Source organism: Acinetobacter sp. CIP 102136 (genome assembly GCF_000369685.1).
Lineage (GTDB): Bacteria > Pseudomonadota > Gammaproteobacteria > Pseudomonadales > Moraxellaceae > Acinetobacter > Acinetobacter fasciculus.
This window is the reverse complement of the sequence record NZ_KB850141.1, coordinates 499,120-525,148: the sequence shown is the minus strand read 5'-3', so window position 1 is coordinate 525,148 and position 26,029 is coordinate 499,120. Positions and strand designations below refer to the sequence as shown.

The window sequence follows — 26,029 nt, the reverse complement described above, 5'->3', positions numbered from 1 at the left end:
TCTCCTCATTTCCCAGATAAAAACAATTCTTTTAAATATGGATTCAGCCATTTTTGCTGTGGATCCAATTGCTGACGTAGCACCATGAAATTATCCCATTTCGGGTAGAGTTCGCGCAGCGAGGCTGCGCTCATACTATGTAACTTGCCCCAATGCGGTCGTCCATGATATTTCTGTAAAATCGGCTCGACCAGATCAAAGATCGCGTGGTAATCCTGTTTATAAAATTGATGAATCGAAATGGAGACCGAATCACGCTGATAAAAAGGACTTAGCCAGATCTCATCGCCTTTGACATAACGAAACTCGATCGGGAAAAACATCGGCACTTGGTGTTTGCATAAAACATGCAGAATCTCGTCCAGACACTGCAAGCCAAACTCAACCGGAACCTGATATTCCATTTCATTAAATCTGGTCTTACGCGGAGTTGGAAAAATTCTGGATGAACAGTCTACATAACGAGTCGGTTTGACAAATACGCCGAGCAGTTTTTGCAGATAGGGATTTGTCTTTGGGAAGAGTCGCGTCAATTCCGAACATAGAGTCAATAAAATATCTTCCGGAGGCCAGCTATCTGTTCTCGGCTGAATGGTTGCATCCGTTTCATCCAGAGTTTTCAGCATCACTTGATCGGCATGTAAAAAAGCCCAAAATTCAATATACCGATGCTGATGTTTCCATTGATCAATATGGGTAAATATGTCTTTTAATGAACAGAGCCGAATCTGTTCTTTTAGTTTATATCGTGGTCGATTTTGCAGGGTTATTTGGGTCAATATGCCTAAGCTGCCCAATGCCACCCGTCCAGCCTGAAATATCTCAGCATTCTGCTCACGATGACATTGCAACAGCTCTCCATCCGCGGTCAGTAATTCAAAGCCTTCCACGAAAGCAGAGATGCAAGGTAAATCGATGCCCGTGCCATGCGTTCCGGTAGAAATCGCTCCGGCCAGACTTTGCTGGTCTATATCGCCCTGATTGATTAAGGCCTGATTGATCGGTACCAGATCTTTCCCCAAATCATATAAACGCGTCCCGGCCCGCACGGTGCATTGGGTTTTCTCTTGATCAAAGGCAACGATACCTTTTAACAAATCGAGATTAAGCAACACCTCATCTGTTTTGGCCAATGGGCTAAATGAATGTCCTGCACCCACTGCACGAATGTGTGCATGGGTCTTCACTAAACTTTGTAATTCACTGATCTGGCTGGGCTGAACAATCCGAGCGGCACTGAACTGGCTCCCCGACCAGTTTCGCCAGACGTCATTCGCCTGTTGTATTTTCATTATTCTTCCTGGGCTCATATTATTTTAATGGCTGAACTAGAGTAAAATACCTAAAAAATCAAACTTGGGAACCCATGCGTTCAAAACATTTAAGTAGGGTTAAATATTTTTATTAATATTCAAATACTTAAAATTTGTAAAATCGTACTCGACTAAAGCATAAATGCAAGATTTCTGAGAAATACATATCTTTTCAACAGGATATGAAAATAAATATAGAATGGAGTTTTCCAATGGTTAGCGCATATGATGAATTACCGCGTACCCCTGCAAATTTTGTAGCCTTATCACCTTTACGCTATCTTGATCGTGCAGCTTATATCTATCCCAATCAGAATGCGATTATTCACGGTAAACGCCGGATCACCTGGCGTGAGAAATACAATCGTTGTCGTCAGTTTGCCAACCAACTCCAAAAACTAGGTATCGGTAAAAATGATACCGTGTCTGTCCTGCTGCCTAACGTCCCTGCCATGATCGAAGCACATTTTGCTGTACCGATGGCAGGTGCAGTCCTGAATACTTTAAATACCCGTCTCGATGCCAAAACACTGGCTTTTATGCTGGAACACGCTGAAAGCAAAGTGCTCTTGGTCGATCCTGAATTTACCGCACTTGCGACTGAAGCACTTGCCTTGGTGTCACAGGATATTTATGTCATTGATGTGGCCGATGCAGAGTTTGAAGGTGAAGATAAGCGTATTGGTCAAATCGAATATGAAGACTGGATTGCGCAAGGCGACGCAAACTTTGAATGGCATTTGCCTCAAGATGAATGGGATGCTATCAGCTTAAGTTATACCTCCGGTACCACCGGCAATCCGAAAGGCGTGGTCTATCATCATCGCGGTGCCTACATTAACGCAGCCAGTAATATTATCGCCTGTGGCATGACACCACGCGCTACCTATTTATGGACACTTCCGCTGTTCCACTGTAATGGCTGGTGCTTTGCCTGGACCATGGCGGCCAATGGCGGAACCAACGTTTGCTTGCGTAAAGTCGATGCTGAACTGATCTTTAAACTGATTGCTGAACATAAAGTCGATTACTTCTGTGGGGCACCGATTGTCTTGTCAATGCTGATTAACGCACCTGAAGAGAAAAAGGCCAAGATTGATCACCGTGTCGAAGTGATGGTCGCGGGTGCTGCACCGCCAGCTGCGATTATCGAAGGCATGCGCAATATCGGTATTAATGTAACGCATGTTTATGGCTTGACTGAGACCTATGGCCCTTCTGCCCTATGTGCATCTCAGGCAGGCTGGAGTGATTTATCCATTCAGGAACAGGCGCAGTTGCACTCCCGTCAGGGCGTACCGTATCCATTGCAAGATGGCATGAAAGTACTTGATCCGGATACCATGCAGGAAGTGCCACACGATGGCCAGACCATGGGTGAAATCATGTTCCGTGGCAATATCGTGATGAAAGGCTATCTGAAAAATCCCGAAGCTACCGCGGAAGCCTTTGCGGGAGGCTGGTTCCATACAGGAGATCTGGCAGTTTGCCAACCGGATGGCTATGCCAAAATTACCGACCGCTCTAAAGACGTGATTATTTCCGGCGGAGAAAATATTTCTTCACTTGAAGTGGAGGAAGTACTGTATCAGCATCCGGCGGTGCTGACTGCGGCGGTAGTCGCCAAGCCTGATCCACGCTGGCAGGAAGTTCCTTGTGCCTTTATCGAACTCAAAGAAGGAATAACAGCTTCGGAAGAAGAAATTATGGAATTCTGCCGTGAGCATCTGGCCCGTTTTAAAGTGCCTAAGGATGTGGTGATTACCGAAATTCCAAAAACTTCGACCGGAAAATTGCAGAAATTTGTTTTACGTGAATGGGCCAAAGAGCGCGCGCAAGGTGAATTCTCTTAATTCCATACAAACGTGTTCTTTCAAAATCTACTCAATAAAAAATCGTGCTAAGAAAACTTAGCACGATTTTTTATTGAAATAACCTCTCCCAAACCCTCTCCTGCAAGGAGAGGACTTTAAGGAACTTACATCTCAACCATTTCTACCCCATCAATGCGTGCCACAGTCATCAAGTCTTTATCACCACGACCTGAAACCGTCGCAATAATAATCTGATCCTTGTCCATGGTCGGTGCAAGTTTAGTGACATAAGCCATAGCATGTGCGCTTTCTAACGCCGGAATAATGCCTTCAATCTTGGTCAAGTCGCGGAAACCCTGTAAAGCTTCCTGATCATTGATCGGCACGTATTTCACGCGATCCATATCTTTCAGAAAACTATGTTCCGGACCCACACCCGGATAATCCAGACCTGCAGAAATTGAATGTGTTTCGATGATCTGGCCTTGCGCATCCGACATCAGATAAGTACGGTTACCATGCAGAACACCGACATGACCGGCATTCAATGGCGCAGAATGTTTACCTGATTCAATCCCATGACCTGCTGCTTCAACGCCGTACATTTTCACATCTTGGTCATTCAGGAATGGATAGAACAAGCCCATTGCATTAGATCCACCACCGACACATGCTACCAGGGCATCTGGTAAACGGCCAGCCTGTTCCAGAATCTGACGGCGTGCTTCACGACCAATGATCGACTGGAAATCACGAACCAGTTGCGGATATGGGTGTGGACCTGCCACAGTACCAATCACGTAATAAGTTGAATCAACATTGGTCACCCAGTCACGCATGGCTTCATTCATGGCATCTTTTAAGGTTTTAGAGCCACTTTCTACCGGCACAACCGTCGCGCCTAATAAACGCATACGGTAGACGTTCATCGCCTGACGTTTTACATCGTCTGCGCCCATGAATACTACACATTCAAGACCTAAACGTGCTGCAATTGTTGCCGTTGCTACACCATGCTGGCCTGCACCTGTTTCGGCAATAATACGTTTCTTGCCGGAAAGCTTCGCCAGTAAGGCCTGACCGATTGTGTTATTTACTTTGTGCGAACCGGTATGGTTCAGGTCTTCACGTTTCAGGTAAATCTGTGCGCCACCCAACTCTTTCGACCATCGTTCAGCATGATATAAAGGACTCGGACGACCGACGTAAAACGCCATGTCACGGTCAAATTCTGCCAAAAACTGCGCATCATCTTTCATACGGAAATAGAGCTTTTCCAAGTCTTCTAAAGCCGCCATGAGTGTTTCTGACACAAAACGTCCGCCATGAATACCGAAATGCCCGCGTTCATCCGGGAATTGGGTATAGTCAACTGCCTGACTGTTCTGGCTAGTACTTTGCTGATCCACGATGGACTCCTTGCATAAAGCGTTCTATGAGTTGTTGGTCTTTAATACCTTTTGCGGACTCGACACCGCCACTCACATCCACGGCATAAGCCTGTGTGGTGAGAATTGCCTGTTCGATATTGTCAGGATTTAAACCGCCTGCCAAGATCAAGGGAATATTGAGTTTGGGAAATGTGTCCCAATCGAAGCTGTGCCCTGTGCCACCTTTCAGATCAGGATGCCATGCATCTAATAGCACTGCGCTTGCGCCTGCATCTTGATAACCTTGAATTTCTGCGACTGCATCCAGATCAGGTTTTACCTGAATGGCTTTATACCAACGGCGTCCGACCTGCTGGGCGATAGCCTGACACTGTTCAGGTGTTTCATCGCCATGAAATTGTAAAATATCCAGCGGTATTTTATTTAAAATCGCCTGGATTTCATCTGCGTGACTATTCACAAATAAACCCACCGCCTGTACATAAGCTGGAACCGACTGAATCAGGATTTCAGCCTGCTCTAAAGTGACATGCCGCGGACTCGGTGGATAAAATACAAATCCTATCGCGTCACAGCCAGCATTGGCTACGGCATGTACATCTTCAACTCGGGTGATTCCACAAATTTTGGCACGGGTTCGCATATTATGTTGGCTCTAGATCTACCAATGTATTGAACAATCTGTAAGATTGGGGCAAATCATTGTAATGCAATTTTTCTGACTTGCGTAAAAGTTCATCCGGATTATTCTCGATGCAGATTGTTTATAAGGCATACAAACTTTATACTGCGCTCACTTTGCAGCAAGTCCAAGCCTTCAGGCTTTAGGGAAGCTGGTGTAAATCCAGCACTGCCCCCGCAACGGTAAAAAATGAAACGTCTATCAATTTAAACTCTTCGGTTTACACCACTGCATCTTGATGTGGGAAGGTGGATATACAGCAAAGTCGCTGCTTTGCACATTTAAGTCCGGAAACCTGCTTGTTGTGTTCTATAACTCAATCATTCACGGGGAAGTGAATGTAGGGAGCTTTAACATGTCACTTCATTGTCAACCTACTGCCTTGGTAGGTGCGATCGCACTTGCGTTGGGTACCACCTCATCTGTTTTTGCTAACGAGCAAAAAGTTGCGAAAGCATCTTTAGATACCATTGTGGTCACGGCAACTCGCTCTGCAGAAAACATTGAAAATGTACCAGCGCGTATTTCGATTATTGAACCTGTAATTCTTGAGCAATCACCTCTTAAAGCACTACCAGATTTACTCAAAACAGACCCAAGTATTAATGTCGTGCAATCGGGTGGTTATGGCCAGCAAACTTCTATTTTTTTACGCGGTACCAATTCCAATCAAGTTTTAGTACTACGTGATGGTGTTCGTTTAAATACAGCCACCACAGGTGCAGCGTCTATTCCTTTTTTAGACACCACTGATCTTAAACAGATTGAAGTATTAAAAGGCCCTGCGTCTGTGCTTTATGGTACAGACGCAATTGGTGGTGTAGTGCAGTTTGTAACAAAAACGCCTGAAAAAACGAGTGCCTTTGTAACAGGTGAAATTGGTGAGAATCAAACCTACAAATCAATTATTGGGGCTGACTTGGCAGAAAATGGGGTGTATGCGCAGATTCGCGGTCAAGTTTTAGAAACTGACGGCACACCTGTATTCAATATCAATGACAACCGTGACTACAGTTATGATCAAAAAGGCTATAGTGCAAAATTCGGTATTGAAAAAGAGCGTTATGCAACATCACTCGATTACAGTCAAAATTCAGGAAATGTCCAATACAGTAATTGGGGTGCATTTTCCAGCCAAGATTTTGAAAATAAAATTGTAAACTTAAAAGGTCGTATTAACCCAACACAAGCCACTGAAATTAATGCACGTCTATCTCAGTTTAAAGATGACTTAGATCAGGTCACATCAAGCAGCTTTGTACATAGCACCACGCAAGAAGCAGAAATCTATGGCAAATGGAATTTCACAGCAGCACAAAATGTTTTACTGGGCATTACCCAGCGTAATACCGATGCAAAAACCCAGGCTATTGATGAAGATATTAATTCAACAGGCTACTATATTCAGCATCAGTATCAGACAAATAGCTTAAGCACTCAGATGGGTGTGCGTGTCGAAGATAACGAAAAATTTGGCTCACATACCGTTGCACAAGGTGGTATCCGTTATCAATTGCTCCCTAATACCAGCATTTATACCAATATTGGTTCAGCATTTAAGGCACCGACTTTAAATGATATGTATGCTTTTGGCGGCAATGATCAACTGAAGCCTGAAGAAAGCATTTCGTATGAAATGGGGATAGATCAAAAACTTCCATTAAATATTTTAGTAGGTGCTTCCGCTTTCTATACGGAAGTCGATAATTTAATTAATTCGGAATGTATTATTGATTGTGGAGAAGAGTGGCTTCCAACTACTGTTTACCAAAACCAAAACATTGATGAAGCCAAGATGACTGGCGGCGAATTGACGGCACAATGGGCAAAAGATCAGTTCTTTATTAATGCCGGTTACACTTATGTCAAAACTGAAGATACGAAACAGAATTCAGAGCTATTACGTCGCCCTCGTCAGTCATTCACTGTATCGACAGGTCTACAAAATGCCGATTACGGTTTAAGTGCTGCAATGGTAGCAAAATCGAAAGCGAAGGACTTTAGTCGTGATATTCCAGGTTATGCACGTGTTGACTTAAATGCATATTGGAATATTAATCCAACAGTTAAACTGTTTACTAACATTGAAAATGTCGGTGATGTGAAATACAAAACTGTGCATAGCGCTGGTGACCAGTACTATGTGAACGGTGGCCGTCTCGCTTCTGCAGGCATCACCTTTAAATACTAAGCTCTAAACAGCAAAAAACTTTAAAACAGCGCAGTTTATGGATAATGTTATGACCGACATTATCCTTTTTTATTATCTTCATTAAAAATTCAAGGAACACATATGGGCCACCGTTTAAGCAAAATCTACACCCGCACAGGCGATTCAGGTACCACAGGACTCGGTGATGGCTCACGTGTTGCCAAAGATGATTTGCGTATCACAGCACTCGGTGATGTCGACGAACTAAATGCCGTGATTGGCGTATTACGTGCACAAATTTCAGCAAGTAACATTGAAGATCAAGCTACTTGGGATAAATCTTTAAGCCTGATCCAGCACTGGTTATTTGATCTGGGCGGTGAAGTGTGTATTCCGGGTTTTAATCTGGTGCAACCGGTATCGATTGAGTTTCTGGAAAATGATATCGACCGCATGAATGAAGCTTTGCCGATGTTAAAAGATTTTATTCTGCCTGCTGGAACGTTGGTGTGCAGCTTTGCCCATCAGGCCCGCGTTGTTTGTCGTCGTGCAGAACGCAGCGTGATGTCGGTACATCACCGTGACCAAAACATTCAGGCAGCGTCACTGCAACTACTTAACCGTTTATCGGACTGGTTATTTGTAGCATCACGTACCCTGCAACGTGCTGAGGGCGGTTCCGAAGTGCTGTGGCAAAAAAATATCAATGACAGCATCGAAAAGTAAAATTATGTTTCAAGTTGCTATCTAAAAATACACGTCAGATGTCTCTTGATTTTACAGAACATCTGACGAAAATAGAAAGTGTCACTCTTCTGTCACGTAGCCCTCGCAAAATGAACTTAACTTTCCCACTCATGAGCATCTTATGCGCATAATTGGTCATCGTGGTGCACGTGGCGAAGCCCCTGAAAATACCTTGGGCGGTTTTCAATATATTCAGGAGATCGGCATTCGCGCTGTTGAGTTTGATGTCCGTCAGCTCAAAGACAATGCCTTAATCATCATGCATGATGACGACTTTGTGCGTACCACCGGTTTGCAGAAGCATCTATACAAGTGTAACCGTCAAGATCTTACCCAATATAATCACGCAGTGGCCTGGTCAGAATGGAATAAAATTGAATCGACCCCACTGCTCGATCAAACCTTAAATGTCATTCGAAATTTCGAGCATATTGAAGTCGAAATTAAAAGCGTAGCATCTGAAGCAGCAGCTGAAAAAATCGCGTTTGAAGTCGAACAGCAGTTACAAGGCTATGAGCAGGCAGCTATTATTACCAGCTTTGATGCCAAAATTCTGGATGCTTTCAAACAGCAAAACTCACGTTTAAAACGCGGTTTATTGATTGAAACCGATGTCAAACATCAGGCCATTGATCAGGCGCTGGAACTTGGATGCTGTCATATTGGCTGGATGGATGAACTGGCCAGTAAAGACCTGATTCAGGCCACTCAGGCTGCCGAGTTGAATATCAGTGTCTGGACGGTCAATGATGTGACCCGAGCTAGACAGCTGCGAGACTGGGGCATTCAGGGGCTGATTACCGATTATCCAAAATTGATGCTACAACAACTCTAGATAATCTCTCTTAGCCTTGATTGATCTCGGTATTTCTTGACCCAGTTCATGTCGATAATACAATAAGGAAAGCGTGAATCGTCCTTAATCAGATTTTATTTGAAAGTGAAATAAAGTTGTCCAACATCTATATTCCGCAAATTTGCTGATAATATTGTAGAAATTATGAACAACCATTTTCCTCTGATTCATTCGGTTTCCATTTTCTGAAAGAGTGATAATCCTCAGTCACTTAGTAGGAAATCAGAACCCGTCTACGCTCGCAAAATGGTCACTTCTGCCCTACTAATCCTGTTACCGACAAGTACAATACAACCGTACAATAATGCTAGTGATGCCTTAGGGCACATGCTAATATGGACAAGATAGGCTGCTGTTAAAACCAACAGTAGTTTCTGCTTTTTGTTATACCTTCCGAGGTTCTAGGAGTGCTGTTGGAGATGAATGCTCCCTTACCCAAAGCCCCCATCAACTGGATTGCTGTGTTTGCATTGGTATTTTTACCGATTGTAGCCCTGATTGCGATTCCGTTGTATGCGTATCACCATGATTTTAGCGCTGCCGCTTGGATCAGTATGTTTGTTTTACTGGGCGTAAGCAGCCTCGGCATTACAGCAGGATACCATCGCCTGTGGGCACATCGTGCTTATGAAGCCACTTTACCATTAAAAATCATCTTGATGATTATGGGTACATTTGCTGTACAGAATAGTATTTTATTCTGGGCATCTGGTCACCGTACCCATCACCGTCATGTCGATGATGTTGATCAAGACCCGTACTCGATCAATAAAGGCTTCTGGTACGCACATATTGGCTGGATGTTACGTGATTATCCATCTGGTGCTGCCAACTATAAAAATGCGCCAGATCTGTTAAAAGACAAAGTGGTGATGTTTCAGGACAAATACTACGTTCCTTTAGTAATAGCTGTTCATGCCGCGATTTTATTGCCAATTGGCTGGGCAGTCGGCGATGTCTGGGGCGTATTGCTGTTGGGTGGATTAATGCGTTTAATCCTGAGCCATCATGTAACCTTCTTCATTAACTCGCTATGCCACATGTGGGGAAATCGTCCTTATACCGATGAAAATACTGCACGTGACAACTTCGTACTCGCGGTTGCAACTTGGGGTGAGGGTTATCATAACTATCACCATATTTTCCAATACGATTACCGTAACGGCGTAAAATGGTGGCAGTATGATCCAACCAAATGGTTGATCTGGACTTGTTCTAAACTTGGTTTAGCCAAGAACTTGCGCCGTATTCCTAGCTTTAATATCAAAAAAGCGGAATTGGCAATGAAGTTTAAATATGCCGAACAGGATCTTGCGGTGTATGGCCATGATGTGTCTGAAGATATCTCGGCGGTAAAAACCAAGATCGCACAGGAATATGATGCATTTACCCAAACTTTAAATGACTGGGCGAAGTTGAAAGAACAAGAAATTCAGGTCAAGAAAGCGTCTATGGCTGAAAAAATCCATCAGATGGATGACAAGCTGAAAGTTGAATTCCAGCTGGTTGAACAGCGTCTTTCTCATCATCGTCAAACCTTGAATCTACTGGTTCGTAATTTGAAAAAGTCTGCAGTTTCTCAATAAAAGCTGTTGAACACTAAAGCCCCGATTGGGGCTTTTTTTATGTCCGAAAGATAACGTGAACTCTCGCTTATACAACAGTTTTATACAGCTATCTTTGTTATAGTAAATTTATTCCAATCCTGTACTGATGCCATGTATTTTAACTCTCGCTATCAAACACTGCCCGCCCGCCTCTATCACCATCAAGTTCCGCTGCCGTTAAAAGGTGCGAAAGCCGGACATTTTAATGCAGCTTTAGCAGAGCAACTGCAATGGTCGGATGAAGACAAGGCGCAATGGGTCGAGATTTGTAGTGGTCAGAAAGTTTTTACTGAATTTGAACCCTTGGCTATGGTCTATGCAGGTCATCAGTTTGGACAATGGGCAGGACAGTTGGGAGATGGTCGCGGGTTGTTGATTGCGCAAATTCTGGATAAAAATAATCAGACCATTGACCTGCATTTAAAAGGTGCTGGTGCAACCCCTTATTCACGCATGGGCGATGGTCGTGCAGTACTGCGTTCAGTCATTCGTGAGTATCTGGCAGGTCATGCCTTAAATGCTTTAGGTGTAGCATCCAGTAATGCAGTTGGTTTTACTTCATCAATCCAAGGTATTCAGCGTGAGAAGCTAGAGCCGGGCGCGATGATGTTGCGTACTTCAGACTGTCATATCCGTTTCGGCCATTTTGAATGGATCAATCAGTATCAGCCAGATCTACTAGCTGAATTTATCCAGAAATGTATCGAATGGCATTATCCAGAATGCCTGCAAGCCGAACAGCCGATTCTGAGCTTTGCCACAAAAGTTATTCAGCGCACTGCGGTGATGATTGCCAAATGGCAACTGGTTGGTTTTGCACATGGCGTGATGAATACTGACAACCTGAATATTACCGGTTCAACTTTGGACTTTGGTCCTTATGGCTTTATGGAGCGCTTCCGTCCGAATTGGATCAATAACCACTCGGATTATCAAGGGCGTTATACCTATCAGCAGCAGCCAAGTATCGGACATTGGAATTTGTGGCAATGGTTAAACAATCTGGTCCCGCTCTGCCCTACAGATTATGACAAAGAACAATGGAAACAGGATTTAGCTGCATGTCTGGAGCACTATGAGCCAACCTTCTTGGAACATTATAAACATGGTTTAAACCAGAAAATGGGCTTGCCAAGTTTCCATAAAGACAGTTTTGACTGCGCAATGGCCTTTCTGCGAATTTTGCAAAGTGAACAACTGGACTACACCCAGAGTTTTATCCGTCTGCAAAATAAAGACTATGAAGCCATTAAAGATGATTGTCTGGACCGACGCCAGTTTGAAGCATTCTTGGCGCAATATGGATCTATCCGTGAACACCAGGATATAGAAGAATTGGATGCCGCCATGCAACTGGCCAATCCGCATTATATTCTGCGGAATCATATGGCACAGAAAGCCATTGAACTAGCAGAGCGGGATGATTTTTCTGAAGTAGACCGCCTGTTTAAATTATTGAGTCAGCCTTATCAGAAACAGCCAGATCTGGAACAGCCTGAAGATTTAGCACCATTGCCAAGTGACGTGCCAGAAGTGATGGTGAGTTGTTCGTCTTAATAAATAGACTCAAAAAACATGCAAAAAATTGATCAAACTAAATTGACACGTGAAATTATTGAAACAGCATATAAGCTGCTTACTCACAAACTCGCATTTGGAGGATTAATTACACATAACGAAAGTGCTTTCCAATTAGAATTAGGACATATTTTAAAAACACTTGGGCAGTTGTATGAGTTTAGGTTAAGCGACAAATTCCATTTAGAGTTTGAAACATTTTTACCTTTAAAAACAACGAGTATTAAGAGTCAATCTGAGCGAGCAAGAATTGATATTTTAATTCGTTATCAAGATGGTGATCATCAAACTTGTGCTGCTATAGAACTAAAATTCTTTAAGAAAAGTAATCATCGGGAACCTAACAACCGTTACGATGTCTTTAAAGATCTTTCAAATTTAGAACTTTACAAGAGAAATGGAATCGACATTTGTTATTTCATTCTCGCAACTGATCATGCCCACTATTGCAACCAAATAAAATATTCGGATGATACCCGTGATTTTGATTTCAGGCATAAAAGTACGTACAAAGAAGGAACGATATTAAGTTATAGAACTCCTAAGCCTTACGGAAACGATATTACACTCATGCAAGACTATGAGTTTTTATGGGACCAGATTAACGATTTATATTTTCTGAAAGTACAAGTTTAAATAAATGTGGATGGTTAATAATAACATCCACATTTATTTTTTAATCAATCTTCAGGATATTCAAAACGGTAGCCCACACCATACACCGCCTGAATCCACTCATGACGGTTGCCGGTTTCAGCTGCATCTGAAATCTTACGGCGTAAATTCTTGATATGACTGTCAATGACACGGTCAGCCACATCAAAACTGTCCGGATTAATATGATCCAGCAATTGCGCACGTGAATATACCTGTCCGACATGTTCCAGGAATAACTCCAGTAAACGGAATTCGGTCGGCGTTAAATTCAAGGCTTTTTGTTGATACCAGATGCGCTGTTGTGATTTGTCCATACGGAATAAATCATTGCTTTCCGGTTCTGATTTACGATCCAGACGACGTAACACAGCCTGTACACGCGCGACCAGTTCTTTCGGACTAAATGGTTTACAGAGATAATCATCTGCACCCATATTCAGACCCAACACACGGTCAATTTCTTCAGTACGTGCAGTCACCATAATAATCGGTAAATCCGACTGTTCACGTACCTTACGGCAAATGGTCAGGCCGTCCATACGCGGCACCATCAAGTCCAGAATCATCAGACTCGGTTTACGCTGGGTAAAACTGTTATATGCTTCCTGCCCATCATGAAACATACTGACCTCAAAACCAGCAGCTTCCAGATAGTCTCGCACCAACTGTGCAAGTTCGATTTCATCTTCAACCAGCATGACATGTTTCATCAATCTATTCCCTTCATGGTTTCATTTGTTTAGGAAAGCTCAGCTTGCATCGTAAACCACCCAGTGGTGAATGTGCAAAGCTTAAGCTGCCGCCCAGCGCCTGCGTAATTTTACATGATAATGCCAAACCCAGTCCGGTTCCGCCAGTCGCTCGGGTACGCGAATCATCGACACGGTAGAAACGCTCGCCAATACGCGCCAGTTGTTCATCAGTCAGGCCAAATGGACTATCATCGATATATAAGGTCCATTCTTTATCATCTTGCGTGGTGTGAATATGCACCTGCCCGCCTGCTTCAGTATAGCGAATACTGTTACTGAGCAAGTTCGCCACAATCTGTTTAAAACGATCCAGATCCAGATTTAACTCAGTCCCTTCGCCATCTGCAGTAACCGTCAATTCAGCCTGCTCAAAGTTCGGCTGGAAGTTAATAAGTTCCTGCTGCACCACCTCCCACGGATTCACTGTCGAGAAATAGAATTGCAATTGCTGGGCATCGACCTGTGCCAATGCTGCCAGATCTTGGGTCAGTTTTTTCAGGCTATTCACCTGAGCCAACATGGAAGCAAAATGTTCAGGCGTTGGTTTACGGATTCCGTCCTGCATCGCTTCAATCTGTGCTTGCAACACTGCCAATGGGGTTTTTAACTCATGCGAAGTATCTGCCACCCACTGACGGCGTGAGGTTTCATGCTGATCCAGAATCACCGCCAATGCATTTAATTCATTGGATAAATCACCTAATTCATCATTCCGGTTCACTTTCACCTGATATTGATAATTTCCTTGGGTCAAGGCACGTGTACCATTGAGCAGACGTTGAATCGGCTTTTTAAAATAAGTCGCCAATAACAGGGAGGCAATCAGACTCGCCAAAATACTGAGTGCATAGACCAGAAATAAATAACGCTTCTGGTTACTGAAGAAATTAATACTGAGCGCATCATCCTGATCCAGAACCGGTTTTAAGCCCAAATAGCCAACAATCTGATTATTCACCATAATCGGGCGATAAGAAATCTGTTCATCTGAAGCCTCACCCACTACGAAACGACGCTTGGCATCATACAGTGAGAGACGTGAACTGAGGCCAAGACGGTCCGGCATCTGAATAAACTGTTTTTTACCAGTCGGTTGCTGGGCTGGCTGCTCACCATTTTTGCGATCAGTTCTAAACAGATTTTGATTAGAACTGAGCGGGAATTTCAGGCCTTCAAAAGGCTGAAACTGGGAGGGCAAATTAGATGCTAATAAACGTAATTCTTCTTCATTGACCTGACGTTGGGGCAGCTCTGGATCCACCATACTCGGTGCCACTTGAGCCAGGGTCTGTTCCTGAAAATAACGCTGCTGTAAGGCAATATCATACTGTCGGCGTAACCACCAGCGTGATAATCGGTCATAATCATCTGGTGCGGCTTCACCTTCCATCTGGAGAATCTGTGCCTGAATCGCATTGCCCCAGTCCTGATAAACTGCATAGACATCTGCCAGATTTTCAATCACATAATCCAGCTTCTGCATTTCGACATCAGCGACATAGCGGGCGAAATTACGCTGCATATTCAGATGCAATACACCTAGGCTCACCGTGGTAATGACCAGCGTGGTCAACAGCACGGTCAAAAATAGACGTAATGCAATGGGAATACGGCGAATGTTCAAAACTAAAATCTCAATTTTTCTTCTATATTCATTATTGTAGCGAACACCGAAGCAAAAAACTCTTCATTGTTTCTTCATCTTTATTGTTTAATCTTTATCTAACATAGAATCAGCTTCTTGACAGGATAAATACAATGCAAGCCATGACAAAAATAGCTTTAATCAGTGCAAGTGTTTTATCAATGGGTGCGTTGACTGCCTGTCAATCCACCAGCAATGTCCCAAACAATGATCATTCCCACATGATGAAACATCATGAAGGCAAAAAACAGCATCTAACTCCCGAACAGCGTGAACAGTTTAAGGCGAAGCGTGCAGAACGCATGCAGTTTGCCAAACAGCTTCAACAAGCTTGTGACAATAAAGCCGTGGGTTCAGCCATTCAAATCAAGACTGGTGACAAGACCATAGACGGCACCTGTAAGATGGTCTTTAAAGCAGATCGTAAAGAGATGAAAAGCCATCGCGATGAACATCGTGGCATGAAAGCTGAACATCATCCAATGCGTGCTGATATGCGTAGAGGCATGATGCACGGTGAAGTCTTGACGGATGCCAAACGTGCAGAATTGACTAAACAGTTTGATCAGCGCCTCGCTCAACATCAGGCACATCAACGAGCCATGCTGCAAGCCTGTCAAGGCAAAAAAGACGGGACTGCTGCACAGATCAAGATGAGCGAACAAACTATCAATGGCAAATGTCATGTCCGTTTCCAGCCCACAGCCTCTACCTATTAATGCATAGGAATCAAGGCTTCACGACTAGCACCTTCGGGTGCTTTTTTATTGCGTGCTCTTTCATGCATACAGTTGACTATTCGTTTCCTGCAGAATATGGCTAAAGTCTTTATACTCAAGACCTTTAATGCGTCATGCAGATTAATCTTTGACTTTACAGTCACCAAGAAAACACCCCGAAAAGCTTGTACCGCAGGGGAAGTTGTTGCACGATTAGATCATTCCAAACCGTGTCAGTGAAGACAGGTTTTAGTTCATCTAAGATTATAACGCTGGTTCAACCAGTATTGAGGAAACCGATATGCCACAATACAAAGCGCCTTTACGTGATATGCAATTTGTGTTGCATGAATTATTAAATGCTGAACAACACTATGCAAATCTCCCTGCATTCCAAGAAAACGTAAGCCGTGAGCTGCTAGATCAGTACTTAGAAGCTGCGGCTGACTTCTGTGAAAACGAATTGTCTCCAATCAACCAGACCGGTGATCGTGAAGGCTGTACCTGGAATGACGGCGTTGTCACAACTCCGACTGGCTTTAAAGAAGCGTACCAAAAATACATCGAGCTTGGCTTCCCTTCTCTTTCTGCTGAAGAGCAATATGGCGGTCAAGGCTTACCGAACTCTTTAGGTATCGCGATTTCTGAAATGGTGGGTACTGCGAACTGGGCATGGGGCATGTACCCTGGCCTGTCTCACGGTGCGGTTCGTACTTTAGAACATCATGGTTCAGCTGAACAAAAAGACGCTTACCTGCCTAAACTGGTTTCAGGTGAATGGACGGGTACCATGTGCTTAACTGAATCTCATGCGGGTTCTGACTTGGGTATTATCCGTACTAAAGCTGAACCACAAGCGGACGGTAGCTACGCAATCTCTGGCGAGAAGATCTTTATCTCTGCTGGTGAACACGACATGGCAGAGAACATTATCCATATCGTACTTGCTCGTCTGCCAGGTGCACCGAAAGGTACCAAAGGTATCTCATTATTCATCGTGCCAAAATTCAACCTGAATGCTGACGGTTCTATTGGCGAGCGTAACGGCGTACGTTGTGGTTCGATCGAACACAAGATGGGTATCCATGGTAACGCGACTTGTGTCATCAACTTTGACAATGCTAAAGGCTTCCTGATTGGACCTGAAAACCGCGGCTTGAACTGCATGTTCACGTTCATGAACACAGCACGTATCGGTACAGCAGTTCAAGGTCTTGCAGCATCTGAAGGTTCATTCCAAGGCGCGCTTGCATACGCAAAAGATCGTCTGGCAATGCGCTCTCTTTCTGGTCCTAAAGCACCTGAAAAAGAAGCAGATCCAATCATTGTGCATCCTGCGGTACGTAACATGCTTTTAACTCAAAAAGCATATGCAGAAGGTGGTCGTGCACTGGTTTACCTGTTAGCACAATATGCTGACGTGGTTGAACATGCTGCAGAAGAAGCAGACCGTAAATTTGCAGACAACATCCTGTCATTGCTAACACCAATCGCAAAAGCATTCCTGACTGAAACCGGTTCTGAAGCTGCGAAACACGGTGTTCAGGTATTCGGTGGTCATGGCTTTATTTCTGAGCACGGTATGGAGCAGATCGTACGTGATACACGTATTGCTTGCCTGTACGAAGGTACCACTGAAATTCAGGCACTAGACTTGTTAGGCCGTAAAGTATTGGGTACGCAAGGTGCAATGTTGAAAGACTTCACCAAGATCATCCATAAATTTGCTGAAGCGCACAAAGACAATGCTGCAATGAAAGAATTCGTTGAACCATTGGCTGCCTTGAACAAAGAATGGGGCGATCTGACCATGCAGATTGGTATGCGCGCGATGCAAAACCCTGAAGAAGTGGGTGCGGCTGCAGTCGATTATCTCTACTTCTCTGGTTATGTCACTCTAGCTTACCTATGGGCACGTATGGCATTGGTTGCTCAGGAGCAACTGGCTGCGGGCACCACTGAGGTTGATTTCTACAATGCCAAAGTGACGACAGCACGCTTCTACTTCAAGAAAATCCTGCCACGCGTTCGTTCACACGTTGAAGTGATTGCGACAGGTGTAGAGCCATTGATGAACCTGGATGCGGAACACTTTGCATTCTAAGTTAGTCTCAGACTAGCTACATTTCAGAAAAAGGACGGTCAATCAACAGGCAGTCCTTTTTCTTTATAAAGAGTTACAGAATTAACCTTTAGTCGTCTAACATTCAGATTTTGAGTGTTTTAGACTGATTAAAACTCATTTAATCAAACAATAAACAGGTGACACACCATGCCAATTTATAACGCGCCACTTGCCGATATGAAATTCATCCTGAACGATGTCTTCAATGCAGAACAATTCTGGCAGGCCAATGAAAATCTAGCGCATCTGGATGCTGCGACAGCAGAAGCGATTCTTGAAGAAATGGCAAAATTTTCTCAAAACGTCATGCTTCCACTGAACCGTACAGGTGATGAAGAAGGCGCAAAAATTGAAAATGGTAATGTGACCACACCTGCTGGCTTTAAAGAAGCGTTCAAACAATATGCAGAAGGTGGCTGGATTGGTCTGGGCGCAGATATGGAATGGGGCGGCCAGGAAATGCCGAAAATGCTAACGGTACTTTCTGATGAAATGCTGTTTGCCACCAACCCGTCTTTCATGCTGTATCCATTGCTTTCTGTTGGTGCGGGCATGGCGCTGAACAGCTATGCTTCACAAGCACAAAAAGAAACCTATTTACCTAAAATCTATTCGGGTGAATGGTCAGGCACCATGTGCTTAACCGAACCACATGCCGGTACTGATCTGGGTATTATCAAAACCAAAGCTGAACGTAACGAAGACGGCACTTATAGCATCAGCGGCACCAAGATTTTCATCACGGGCGGTGACCATGACCTGGCTGAAAATATTATTCACCTCGTTCTGGCAAAAACCCCAGATGCGCCTGCCGGCTCTCGTGGTATTTCCCTCTTCATCGTACCTAAATTCCTGGTCAATGAAGATGGTTCTATTGGCGAACGTAACCCGGTCGGCCCAGGTTCAATCGAACACAAAATGGGGATCAAGGCATCTGCGACTTGTGTGATGAACTTTGACGGTGCCAAAGGTTATCTGGTTGGTAAAGAAAATGAAGGTCTGGCTGCGATGTTCGTGATGATGAACTACGAACGTCTGTCGATGGGTATTCAAGGCCTAGGTGCTTCTGAATTTGCTTATCAAAACGCTGCGCAATATGCCACAGACCGTTTACAGGGTCGCAGCGCGACTGGCGTTCAGTCACCAAGCAAACCTGCGGACAGTATTCTGGTGCATGGTGATGTACGCCGTATGCTGCTGAATGTACGTGCCAATAACGAAGCTTCGCGTGCCTTTGCAGTTTATGTAGGTCAGCAACTGGATATCACCAAATTCTCTACTGATCCTGAAGCGGTGAAAAAAGCCAATGACCGTGTTGCGCTATTAACACCAATCGCGAAAGCGTATTTAACGGATACCGCATTCCAAGCGACATTAGATGCACAAATGGTCTTCGGTGGTCATGGCTATATCCGTGAATGGGGCTTGGAGCAATGTATCCGTGACCTGCGTATTTCCCAGATCTATGAAGGCACCAACGGCGTACAGTCACAAGATTTGATCGGCCGTAAAACCATTAAATGTGGCGGCGAATATATCTCTGAATATATCTCTGAAATCCGTGACTTTGCCAATAGTCTGGATGCAGACCTGAACTTCATTAAAGATGCCACACTGGATGCAGCGACTGAAGTTGAATCAGTGACTCAGTATATTCTGGAAGCAGCAAGAGAAAGTCATGACTTCCCGAATGCGACTGCAGTCGACTATCTGCACGCTGTAGGTCTGTTGAGTTTCTCTTATATGTTTGCGCGCATTGCCAATGCAGCGAAAAATAAAGAAGGTGAGTTCTATCAAAATAAACTCGCTCTGGCACGTTATTTTGTACAACGCATTCTGCCTGAACTGGCATTACGCATTACTAAAGTGAAATCAGGTTCTGACGTCATCATGAACTTCTCTGAAGATTATTTCACGACTCAAGCTTAAGCTGAAAATCTGCAATAAAAAACGCCTGCATCAGCAGGCGTTTTTTATGAAAATGCAACAATTAAACTTTTTGAATCAGTAAGGTATCCGGCTGATTATTGCTCTTCGGATTCAGATGTTTATTCACAATTTTGATATTCCCCTCTGACTCTAAAGACTCGCAGAGTTCCACCACCTTTTGCATATCTTCAACCTTAATGCCTACGCCGAGGATTAATTTTTTTCCGGCTTCTAATTGGCTAATTTTTGTTTGAATTTTATCTAACACTTTTTTCTCCTATTTATTCAATGTTACCACCCATACAATATAGCAATTTAGTCTAAAAAAAGCGCAAAAGTTCAAATAATTTAATCTTTATTTTTCATTCAATCATTCTGTGCATGATCTTTGCACGTTATTCTGCAACTATCTTTATTTCACATGAAAAATCAGGAGGATAATATGTCTAAATCACGTCCGAAAATTGAAAAATTTGAAGCTCTCCTCGACCGTCTTGGCAATCTTGCTGTAGAAAGCTTTCATTATATTGCGCTGTTTATTATTGGCTGTATGGTGATCTGGTCCGCTGGCCATACCGTCATTGACATTCTGACCGTGAAACAGTTCGCCACCATTGACGACATTCTTCTGTTGTTTATTTATCTGGAACTTGGTGCCATGGTCGGCATCTATTTCAAAACCAACCATATGCCAGTACGTTTCCTGATTTATATTGCCATTACTGCACTGACCCGTTTGCTGATTGCAGATATTCAACACACGCATAAAGCCAGCATGGATCTGGTGATTATTACCGGTTCGATTCTGATTCTGGCCTTTGCGATATTAGTGGTGCGCTATGCCTCATGGACTTATCCATCCGTGATTCGTGACAAACATAGTGAAAAGCCATTACCCCTTGGCAAAACACCGCGTCCAGAAGATGATGAATTGGCATAGTCTTTTAAGCCCTCTTTTTTTGCACTTCAGCTTAAAGTAATACTTAAGCCTCGTTTAGGGTTTTGGGAGATTTATCTCAAGCAATCTCTCCCTTGCGTAGGTGCTACTCATCTCCTCACAGGAGAGGGAACTATTTTGGTCTTTTTGAGTTATTGACGTTTATAACTGAATTATCCGTTCAGAGTTTAGAGCAGTTTAACGATTCGGCACCAGCACATAGCGTCCGTTTTCATAAATCCAGTAGCTGCCACGCGGTGGTGCTGGTAACCCTAAACGCTGCCAATCGGTAATTACCGTATATCTCGAACTTTCAATCCGGGCAACATTCGGATCACCATTGACCCAGCTATAACTATTCGAATTTTGATAAATAGTGGTCGGTGCCTGATACTGAATGTTTAATCCACTTTGACTCTGTGCAGGTGGATAGCCCCAATATGGTGGTCGTTGCGGGTAATGTGGTCTTGGTGGCAGCGGACGTTGCGGATAATGCTGCCGTGGTGGATCATAAGATCGTGGAGCGCTGCGATAATTCGGTGTGGATCGATCTACACCACCATAACCCACCCAAGCATTGCCAGCCATACTTTGTGCAGAAGCTCCTAATAGCAATGCAGCCAATATTGCACTCGATAGTACGATTCTCATTTGAGCTTCCTCCGAATAATCTGCTTATATTTTAAACAAAATAGATGCAGAAAATATGGATAAGCTCGCTGGAGCTGCAATTTTTTGTAATGCGCTCGCCTATTTTCAATCTGACAGGCACGTCGGCAAGCTACTGCTTTATGCTAAAATTACTTTTTTTAATGTTTCGAGTTGAATACTGTGTCTGATTTAAATTTCGATCGTTTACATGAATATTTTTCTAAAGTGCCGAGTGTTCAGAAAGAACGGATTGATAGCTATGGTTCAGATGGCAAACAGGCATGGTGGTTTAAGTTTCAGATCAATGTAGATCATCCGCTGGCTTGGCAAACTGTGCAAGAGCTGGGTCATGTCCTGAACTATATTTCTAAAAATGAACGTCTCCCAACTCAGTTCCTTCCAGTTTCGCCACCGCCATATATGAATGGTGTAGCCAAAGATTTCCTGTCTTGGGTAATCCAGTGTAATCACGCCGATTTCCCGCCAGATGTGGTTTGTGACTGGTTAGAAGCGCGTCTACCAAATCCAGTCGATGATGAAGCGCAATGGAAAATTAAAACAGATATTTCTGAGCTGGATCAATTAACGGATAAAGAGCTGGATCAGTTGGTTCCGCCGAATCCAGAATCAAAAAGCTGATAATAAAAAATCTCCCTAAATCCCTCTTTTTCAAAGAGGGACTTTCCTCCCTTTTAAAAAAGGGGGGTCAGGAGGGATTTAAAATCAAAACGTCGACCAGCCGCTCCATTCCATAAAACGATACAGCCAATATTTAAAGAACGAGTTTTGTGCATATTGCGTGTAGTCCACACTCATAGAACGGCCATTCAGATTTGACCATGCCCCCTCAAAATATTGCTGGGCCTCCCTGAAAACTTCAGCCTGAGGTTGACCGACCACGCGCATATTGGTTTCCAGATTATAGTTTTTCAAATTGCGCACCGTAAAATTGGCCGAGCCTAAAATCATTTCAGCTTGCTGAGCGCTGCGCTTCATCAGGATCTTGCTATGGCATTGCTCGCCTTGAGTACGACACCAGCGCACCTCGATACCCGCTTCGTGCAATTCTGAAGCCACCTGCCGGTTTGGAATTCCATTCTTTTCACGGCCAAAAGCATCTTTATTTGGGTCGAGTAAAATCCGGACTTTGACACCACGCTCATGGGCCGCTATCAGACTTTTGATAATCTTGCGCTCAGACAGATAAAACATCGCCAGATCAATCTGTTCATTGGCTTTCGCGGTCTGAATCAGATTCAGAATCGCATCATAAATGGCTTTTTCAGTCAGCACCTGAACTTGTGGTTGGCTAATGTCTGCCTGAAAATCCCCAGCGACAATGGCTGGCATATTCGCTTGTGACATCATGCCTACAGACAGTTCTGTTTTCAGAATATCGACGGCTGTGCTACCCCAGACCAATAAGCCAATATTGGAATGCCGCGAACTGCCATCATGCGGGTTCATGGACGTGACCAGTGCTTTCCAGCCTTGATCGGTATCCACCACCATAGTTTTGCGATGATTGGCTTTAAAGTTAAACAAATCAAAATAACTGCGCAGGGTAATTTTTTCTGTTCCAAATGGATTCGGCAACCAGCCTGTTTCCGGATTATTGCCAATGCCCTGGCAACAGATATACCAGAAGCCGGACCAGCTTGGATTGGAAGCCCGCAACGGCGTTAGATTGGTTTCAATCACATCAATACCGTGCTGACGTAATTCCCGATACTGCTCGGATCTAATTCCACCATAGACCGAATTGATCGGATCGGTAATAAATTTGATTTCTACCTCAGGCTGCAGCAGACGCTTACTGATTAAAGCATCACTCAACTGTTTACTCAGTGCCTGATGATGCTGCGTAGATGCACCGGTTTGCTGATTAAATAAAAACATATCCAGCACAATCAGCGATTTGGCCTCTTCAATCATTTTCAGCATTTCATTAAAAATGCGATGATCTAAATGCTGTTTTCCTTCGGCATCCAGATAAGTCTGATCGGCCAGAAATTTGACTTCGGCATGACGCAGCTTGCCCGTGTAATTCAGATCTTCCGGCAAAGGCTTATACGTGTGGTAGATTGCCGAAGCCAAATAACCCACGGCCAGCATACTAATGATCAAAGTCGCATAACGGCGATTCGACCAGTTCAATTTATTGTGAATTCGTTGAAAGATACGCATAAGATAAAACCTAACCCAATATACTCAGGCTAGGTTTTATCTTATGATTTTTCAAGTAGATTTCAGTGAGATCTAGATGATTTGGTCAATTATTTCAGTAGACCTGTTAGAAATCATATTGCACGCCGACAGTAAAGTTGCGACCCACCTGCGGAATATTCGACAGGAAGGAAGTATGTGAATACACCTGATCATCAAGCAGGTTGTTGGCCTTGAAATAAACCCTATAAGCATTGTTATCTGCAAGGCTATTGGCATAGCTTAAGCCCACATTCACCATATTGTAGCCTTGGGTTTCATCTTCATAGCTGGCGATTTTGTCCTGATTAAAGACATGATAATACTCAGCCAAACCTGACCAGCCATCGGCAAAGTCTGCTTCGACTTTGGTGCCTAAGCGACCTGCAGGTACCCGTGGTGCATTTTCGCCTTCAATCTTGCCACGCACATAATCCCCAAAGACGCTGAGCTTATACATATCATTGATCTGATAACCGGCTTGTGCTTCTGTACCATAGAATCTAGCTTTGTCTTGGGTATATTGCACGCCACGTAAATTACCTTTCTGCGCTACCGTTTCGCCATAGATATAATCATCAAACCAGTTGTGATAGACATGCACATGGTAATCCAGTTTATCCCCTTCATAATGCAGACCTAACTCGAGATTATTTGAAGTTTCTTTATCGAGATCAGGATTACCTAGTTCATAGGTATTGGTCGCAAAATGCAAGCCATCAGCATAGAGTTCTTGAGCTAAAGGCAAACGCTGCTGATGTGATCCCACCACAGAAAGTTTGTAGTTCGGTGCAAATTCCCAGTTGGCAGCAGCGGATGCAGAGACACCAGTCCCCGAATAATCTTTCTGATCCGAATCTACTTTCACTTTTTGATGATCGACACGCGCACCAAGTTCAACATGCACATCGCCAAGTTGCTTATGCTCTAAAGCAAAAAGACTGAATTTGTCAGTTTTTGTGTCCGGCATCACGACACCTGAACCATGAACATGATGTTCTTCATCGTCCTCATCGCCATCTTCATGATGGTCATGCTCTGATGCGGCAAGATTAATTTTTTGCTGTGAAATCTGGGTTCCAATCACCCCTTCCCAGCCTGCAACTGGCACATGCACCAACTCTAAACGGCCGTCATAACCTTTGCTTTTAAAGTTACTAATGACTTCACTTTCTTCAAGTTCATTGTGTTCATAATCGGTAATGCTGGCATGTGCACGTAGTTTTTCAACACCGGCAAAAGGCTGTTCCAGTTCGGTGCGTACTTCATAGCGTTCAGATTTTAAATCTACCCATGGTCCACCATGCTCTTCATGGGCTGGTGCATCTGGGTCAGGTGTTGGACAACCATGAAAATGATCACCATGTAAAACACAACCATGATATTCATGACTATGCCCTGGCAAGCCATACTGATCCTGACGGTTGCTATAAGACAGACCGACAAAACCACGATCATGAATCCATGATCCGCCAATATTGACTGTTTGCCCTTCAGCAAAAGTATTGCCCACACGACGTTCTTTTTCTAATTCGTCATCATGCTCATGAAAATAATCCGGTGCAATATAATCATTCGCTTTACGTTTTGAGCCTTCAATACGTAAGGCAAAATTCTCACCAATCCCTGCAGTTACACCTGCATTTGCGAGTTTTTCGTCACTGCCTGAGTTATAACGTACGCCAACTGAACCTTCCAAACCATCTTCAGGCATTTGGGTTGGAATTTTTTGATCAGTGACATTCACCAAACCACCGACTGTACCAGCACCATAAAGCAACGTAGATGGACCACGAATCACTTCGACCTGTTTCGCCAGAATCGGATCAACGGTTACTGCATGGTCAGGAGATAAAGTGGATACATCCGCTGTTTCAGAAGCATGCTGCAACACTTTCACACGTGGACCATCTTGACCCCGAATCACAGGACGACTCGAGCCTGAACCATATTGATTAGAATAAACACCAAGCTCATCTGCCAAGGCATCACCAATGGTGGTGGCGCGTTCAGACAGTGCTTTCTGATCCACGACATGATCTGCAACCGCAAAATCTGCCGCAGTCTGCACCAATGGATGAGCTTGCACCTGAATCGTGTCCAGGGTCTGTACCGGGATAGAAGATGAGGATTGCTCTGCAAATACTGTAGGCGCAACTACAGCAAAAATTGACAATGTTATTAGATTCTTAGGGAAGGACATGACCGAAGCTCAAATTCAGTAATCTGGGTGAATGTTATAATATAACATTTCATTATTTTTGCAATC

21 protein-coding genes and 1 riboswitch are annotated in these 26,029 nt (G+C 43.8%); of the genes, 12 read left to right on the top strand and 9 right to left on the bottom strand.

The genetic code is table 11. The features are described 5' to 3' along the window. Nucleotides 1-5 precede the first annotated feature (5 nt). Nucleotides 6-1,292, bottom strand: coding sequence for a D-arabinono-1,4-lactone oxidase (locus F893_RS05295; protein WP_005250774.1), 1,287 nt, complete (start codon nucleotides 1,290-1,292; stop codon nucleotides 6-8). A gap of 233 nt (nucleotides 1,293-1,525) precedes the next feature. Here F893_RS05295 and F893_RS05290 point away from each other — a divergent pair, with 233 nt between their 5' ends. Further along, entirely contained in the window at nucleotides 1,526-3,166 is a 1,641-nt protein-coding gene (locus F893_RS05290; RefSeq protein WP_005103303.1) for an acyl-CoA synthetase, read from the top strand. A gap of 125 nt (nucleotides 3,167-3,291) precedes the next feature. On the opposite strand, the gene trpB is transcribed toward F893_RS05290, so the two are convergent. Both trpB and F893_RS05280 read right to left on the bottom strand, forming a co-directional pair. Then, nucleotides 3,292-4,536, bottom strand: a complete 1,245-nt coding sequence (gene trpB / locus F893_RS05285) for a tryptophan synthase subunit beta (RefSeq protein ID WP_004732965.1) — start codon at nucleotides 4,534-4,536, stop codon at nucleotides 3,292-3,294. Further along, the gene (locus tag F893_RS05280) at nucleotides 4,517-5,161 is read right to left on the bottom strand and encodes a phosphoribosylanthranilate isomerase (protein WP_005103301.1); all 645 of its coding nucleotides are present in this window, start codon (nucleotides 5,159-5,161) and stop codon (nucleotides 4,517-4,519) included. Before F893_RS05280 ends, trpB begins: the two co-directional genes overlap by 20 nt. Before the next feature lie 145 nt (nucleotides 5,162-5,306). Beyond that, nucleotides 5,307-5,518: riboswitch (cobalamin riboswitch) on the top strand. 37 nt (nucleotides 5,519-5,555) lie between these two features. Between F893_RS05280 and F893_RS05275 the strand changes: the two genes are divergently transcribed. From F893_RS05275 to F893_RS05250, 6 genes are all read left to right on the top strand, one after another. Further along, nucleotides 5,556-7,391, top strand: a complete 1,836-nt coding sequence (locus F893_RS05275) for a TonB-dependent receptor plug domain-containing protein (RefSeq protein ID WP_005103300.1) — start codon at nucleotides 5,556-5,558, stop codon at nucleotides 7,389-7,391. Between the two features lie 102 nt (nucleotides 7,392-7,493). Then, entirely contained in the window at nucleotides 7,494-8,078 is a 585-nt protein-coding gene (locus F893_RS05270) for a cob(I)yrinic acid a,c-diamide adenosyltransferase (RefSeq protein WP_005103298.1), read from the top strand. Nucleotides 8,079-8,220: 142 nt separating this feature from the next. Beyond that, the gene (locus tag F893_RS05265) at nucleotides 8,221-8,934 is read left to right on the top strand and encodes a glycerophosphodiester phosphodiesterase (protein WP_005250772.1); all 714 of its coding nucleotides are present in this window, start codon (nucleotides 8,221-8,223) and stop codon (nucleotides 8,932-8,934) included. A 440-nt stretch (nucleotides 8,935-9,374) separates the two neighbouring features. Then, nucleotides 9,375-10,541, top strand: a complete 1,167-nt coding sequence (locus tag F893_RS05260; protein WP_004647507.1) for an acyl-CoA desaturase — start codon at nucleotides 9,375-9,377, stop codon at nucleotides 10,539-10,541. A 132-nt stretch (nucleotides 10,542-10,673) separates the two neighbouring features. Continuing rightward, entirely contained in the window at nucleotides 10,674-12,119 is a 1,446-nt protein-coding gene (locus tag F893_RS05255; protein ID WP_005103296.1) for a protein adenylyltransferase SelO, read from the top strand. An 18-nt stretch (nucleotides 12,120-12,137) separates the two neighbouring features. Next, nucleotides 12,138-12,776, top strand: coding sequence for a hypothetical protein (locus F893_RS05250; RefSeq protein ID WP_005103295.1), 639 nt, complete (start codon nucleotides 12,138-12,140; stop codon nucleotides 12,774-12,776). Between the two features lie 44 nt (nucleotides 12,777-12,820). Here F893_RS05250 and F893_RS05245 read toward each other — a convergent pair whose 3' ends face one another. Both F893_RS05245 and baeS read right to left on the bottom strand, forming a co-directional pair. Then, on the bottom strand, nucleotides 12,821-13,507 hold the full coding sequence (locus F893_RS05245) for a response regulator (RefSeq protein WP_004278304.1): 687 nt from the start codon (nucleotides 13,505-13,507) through the stop codon (nucleotides 12,821-12,823). A 13-nt stretch (nucleotides 13,508-13,520) separates the two neighbouring features. Next, on the bottom strand, nucleotides 13,521-15,173 hold the full coding sequence (gene baeS / locus F893_RS05240) for a sensor histidine kinase efflux regulator BaeS (protein WP_005103294.1): 1,653 nt from the start codon (nucleotides 15,171-15,173) through the stop codon (nucleotides 13,521-13,523). A 134-nt stretch (nucleotides 15,174-15,307) separates the two neighbouring features. Here baeS and F893_RS05235 point away from each other — a divergent pair, with 134 nt between their 5' ends. From F893_RS05235 to F893_RS05225, 3 genes are all read left to right on the top strand, one after another. Next, the gene (locus F893_RS05235; RefSeq protein ID WP_005250770.1) at nucleotides 15,308-15,913 is read left to right on the top strand and encodes a hypothetical protein; all 606 of its coding nucleotides are present in this window, start codon (nucleotides 15,308-15,310) and stop codon (nucleotides 15,911-15,913) included. Between the two features lie 301 nt (nucleotides 15,914-16,214). Then, on the top strand, nucleotides 16,215-18,017 hold the full coding sequence (locus F893_RS05230) for an acyl-CoA dehydrogenase C-terminal domain-containing protein (protein WP_005250767.1): 1,803 nt from the start codon (nucleotides 16,215-16,217) through the stop codon (nucleotides 18,015-18,017). A gap of 168 nt (nucleotides 18,018-18,185) precedes the next feature. Continuing rightward, nucleotides 18,186-19,967, top strand: coding sequence for an acyl-CoA dehydrogenase C-terminal domain-containing protein (locus tag F893_RS05225; protein ID WP_005250765.1), 1,782 nt, complete (start codon nucleotides 18,186-18,188; stop codon nucleotides 19,965-19,967). 61 nt (nucleotides 19,968-20,028) lie between these two features. Here F893_RS05225 and F893_RS05220 read toward each other — a convergent pair whose 3' ends face one another. After that, the gene (locus F893_RS05220) at nucleotides 20,029-20,235 is read right to left on the bottom strand and encodes a hypothetical protein (RefSeq protein ID WP_004732995.1); all 207 of its coding nucleotides are present in this window, start codon (nucleotides 20,233-20,235) and stop codon (nucleotides 20,029-20,031) included. A gap of 174 nt (nucleotides 20,236-20,409) precedes the next feature. Here F893_RS05220 and F893_RS05215 point away from each other — a divergent pair, with 174 nt between their 5' ends. Further along, a complete protein-coding gene (locus F893_RS05215) occupies nucleotides 20,410-20,907 on the top strand; it encodes a phosphate-starvation-inducible protein PsiE (protein WP_004647497.1) in 498 nt (165 codons plus the stop codon). Between the two features lie 195 nt (nucleotides 20,908-21,102). Here F893_RS05215 and F893_RS05210 read toward each other — a convergent pair whose 3' ends face one another. Next, entirely contained in the window at nucleotides 21,103-21,555 is a 453-nt protein-coding gene (locus F893_RS05210; protein WP_005103287.1) for an RcnB family protein, read from the bottom strand. 180 nt (nucleotides 21,556-21,735) lie between these two features. Here F893_RS05210 and F893_RS05205 point away from each other — a divergent pair, with 180 nt between their 5' ends. Next, the gene (locus F893_RS05205) at nucleotides 21,736-22,194 is read left to right on the top strand and encodes a hypothetical protein (protein ID WP_004278314.1); all 459 of its coding nucleotides are present in this window, start codon (nucleotides 21,736-21,738) and stop codon (nucleotides 22,192-22,194) included. Between the two features lie 84 nt (nucleotides 22,195-22,278). On the opposite strand, the gene F893_RS05200 is transcribed toward F893_RS05205, so the two are convergent. Next, nucleotides 22,279-23,742, bottom strand: coding sequence for a phospholipase D-like domain-containing protein (locus tag F893_RS05200; RefSeq protein ID WP_005103286.1), 1,464 nt, complete (start codon nucleotides 23,740-23,742; stop codon nucleotides 22,279-22,281). 106 nt (nucleotides 23,743-23,848) lie between these two features. Further along, complete coding sequence (gene znuD, locus F893_RS05195; protein WP_005103285.1) at nucleotides 23,849-25,963, bottom strand: zinc piracy TonB-dependent receptor ZnuD; 2,115 nt, start codon at nucleotides 25,961-25,963, stop codon at nucleotides 23,849-23,851. Nucleotides 25,964-26,029: the final 66 nt, after the last annotated feature.

Coding starts and splice junctions, on each gene's coding strand:
- F893_RS05275 (WP_005103300.1), top strand. CDS start 5,556: ATGTCACTTCATTGTCAACCTACTGCCTTGGTAGGTGCGATCGCACTT.
- F893_RS05280 (WP_005103301.1), bottom strand. CDS start 5,161: ATGCGAACCCGTGCCAAAATTTGTGGAATCACCCGAGTTGAAGATGTA.
- F893_RS05260 (WP_004647507.1), top strand. CDS start 9,375: ATGAATGCTCCCTTACCCAAAGCCCCCATCAACTGGATTGCTGTGTTT.
- F893_RS05295 (WP_005250774.1), bottom strand. CDS start 1,292: ATGAAAATACAACAGGCGAATGACGTCTGGCGAAACTGGTCGGGGAGC.
- F893_RS05235 (WP_005250770.1), top strand. CDS start 15,308: ATGCAAGCCATGACAAAAATAGCTTTAATCAGTGCAAGTGTTTTATCA.
- znuD (WP_005103285.1), bottom strand. CDS start 25,963: ATGTCCTTCCCTAAGAATCTAATAACATTGTCAATTTTTGCTGTAGTT.
- F893_RS05230 (WP_005250767.1), top strand. CDS start 16,215: ATGCCACAATACAAAGCGCCTTTACGTGATATGCAATTTGTGTTGCAT.
- F893_RS05225 (WP_005250765.1), top strand. CDS start 18,186: ATGCCAATTTATAACGCGCCACTTGCCGATATGAAATTCATCCTGAAC.
- F893_RS05215 (WP_004647497.1), top strand. CDS start 20,410: ATGTCTAAATCACGTCCGAAAATTGAAAAATTTGAAGCTCTCCTCGAC.
- F893_RS05270 (WP_005103298.1), top strand. CDS start 7,494: ATGGGCCACCGTTTAAGCAAAATCTACACCCGCACAGGCGATTCAGGT.
- F893_RS05200 (WP_005103286.1), bottom strand. CDS start 23,742: ATGCGTATCTTTCAACGAATTCACAATAAATTGAACTGGTCGAATCGC.
- F893_RS05290 (WP_005103303.1), top strand. CDS start 1,526: ATGGTTAGCGCATATGATGAATTACCGCGTACCCCTGCAAATTTTGTA.
- F893_RS05250 (WP_005103295.1), top strand. CDS start 12,138: ATGCAAAAAATTGATCAAACTAAATTGACACGTGAAATTATTGAAACA.
- F893_RS05210 (WP_005103287.1), bottom strand. CDS start 21,555: ATGAGAATCGTACTATCGAGTGCAATATTGGCTGCATTGCTATTAGGA.
- F893_RS05265 (WP_005250772.1), top strand. CDS start 8,221: ATGCGCATAATTGGTCATCGTGGTGCACGTGGCGAAGCCCCTGAAAAT.
- F893_RS05245 (WP_004278304.1), bottom strand. CDS start 13,507: ATGAAACATGTCATGCTGGTTGAAGATGAAATCGAACTTGCACAGTTG.
- F893_RS05255 (WP_005103296.1), top strand. CDS start 10,674: ATGTATTTTAACTCTCGCTATCAAACACTGCCCGCCCGCCTCTATCAC.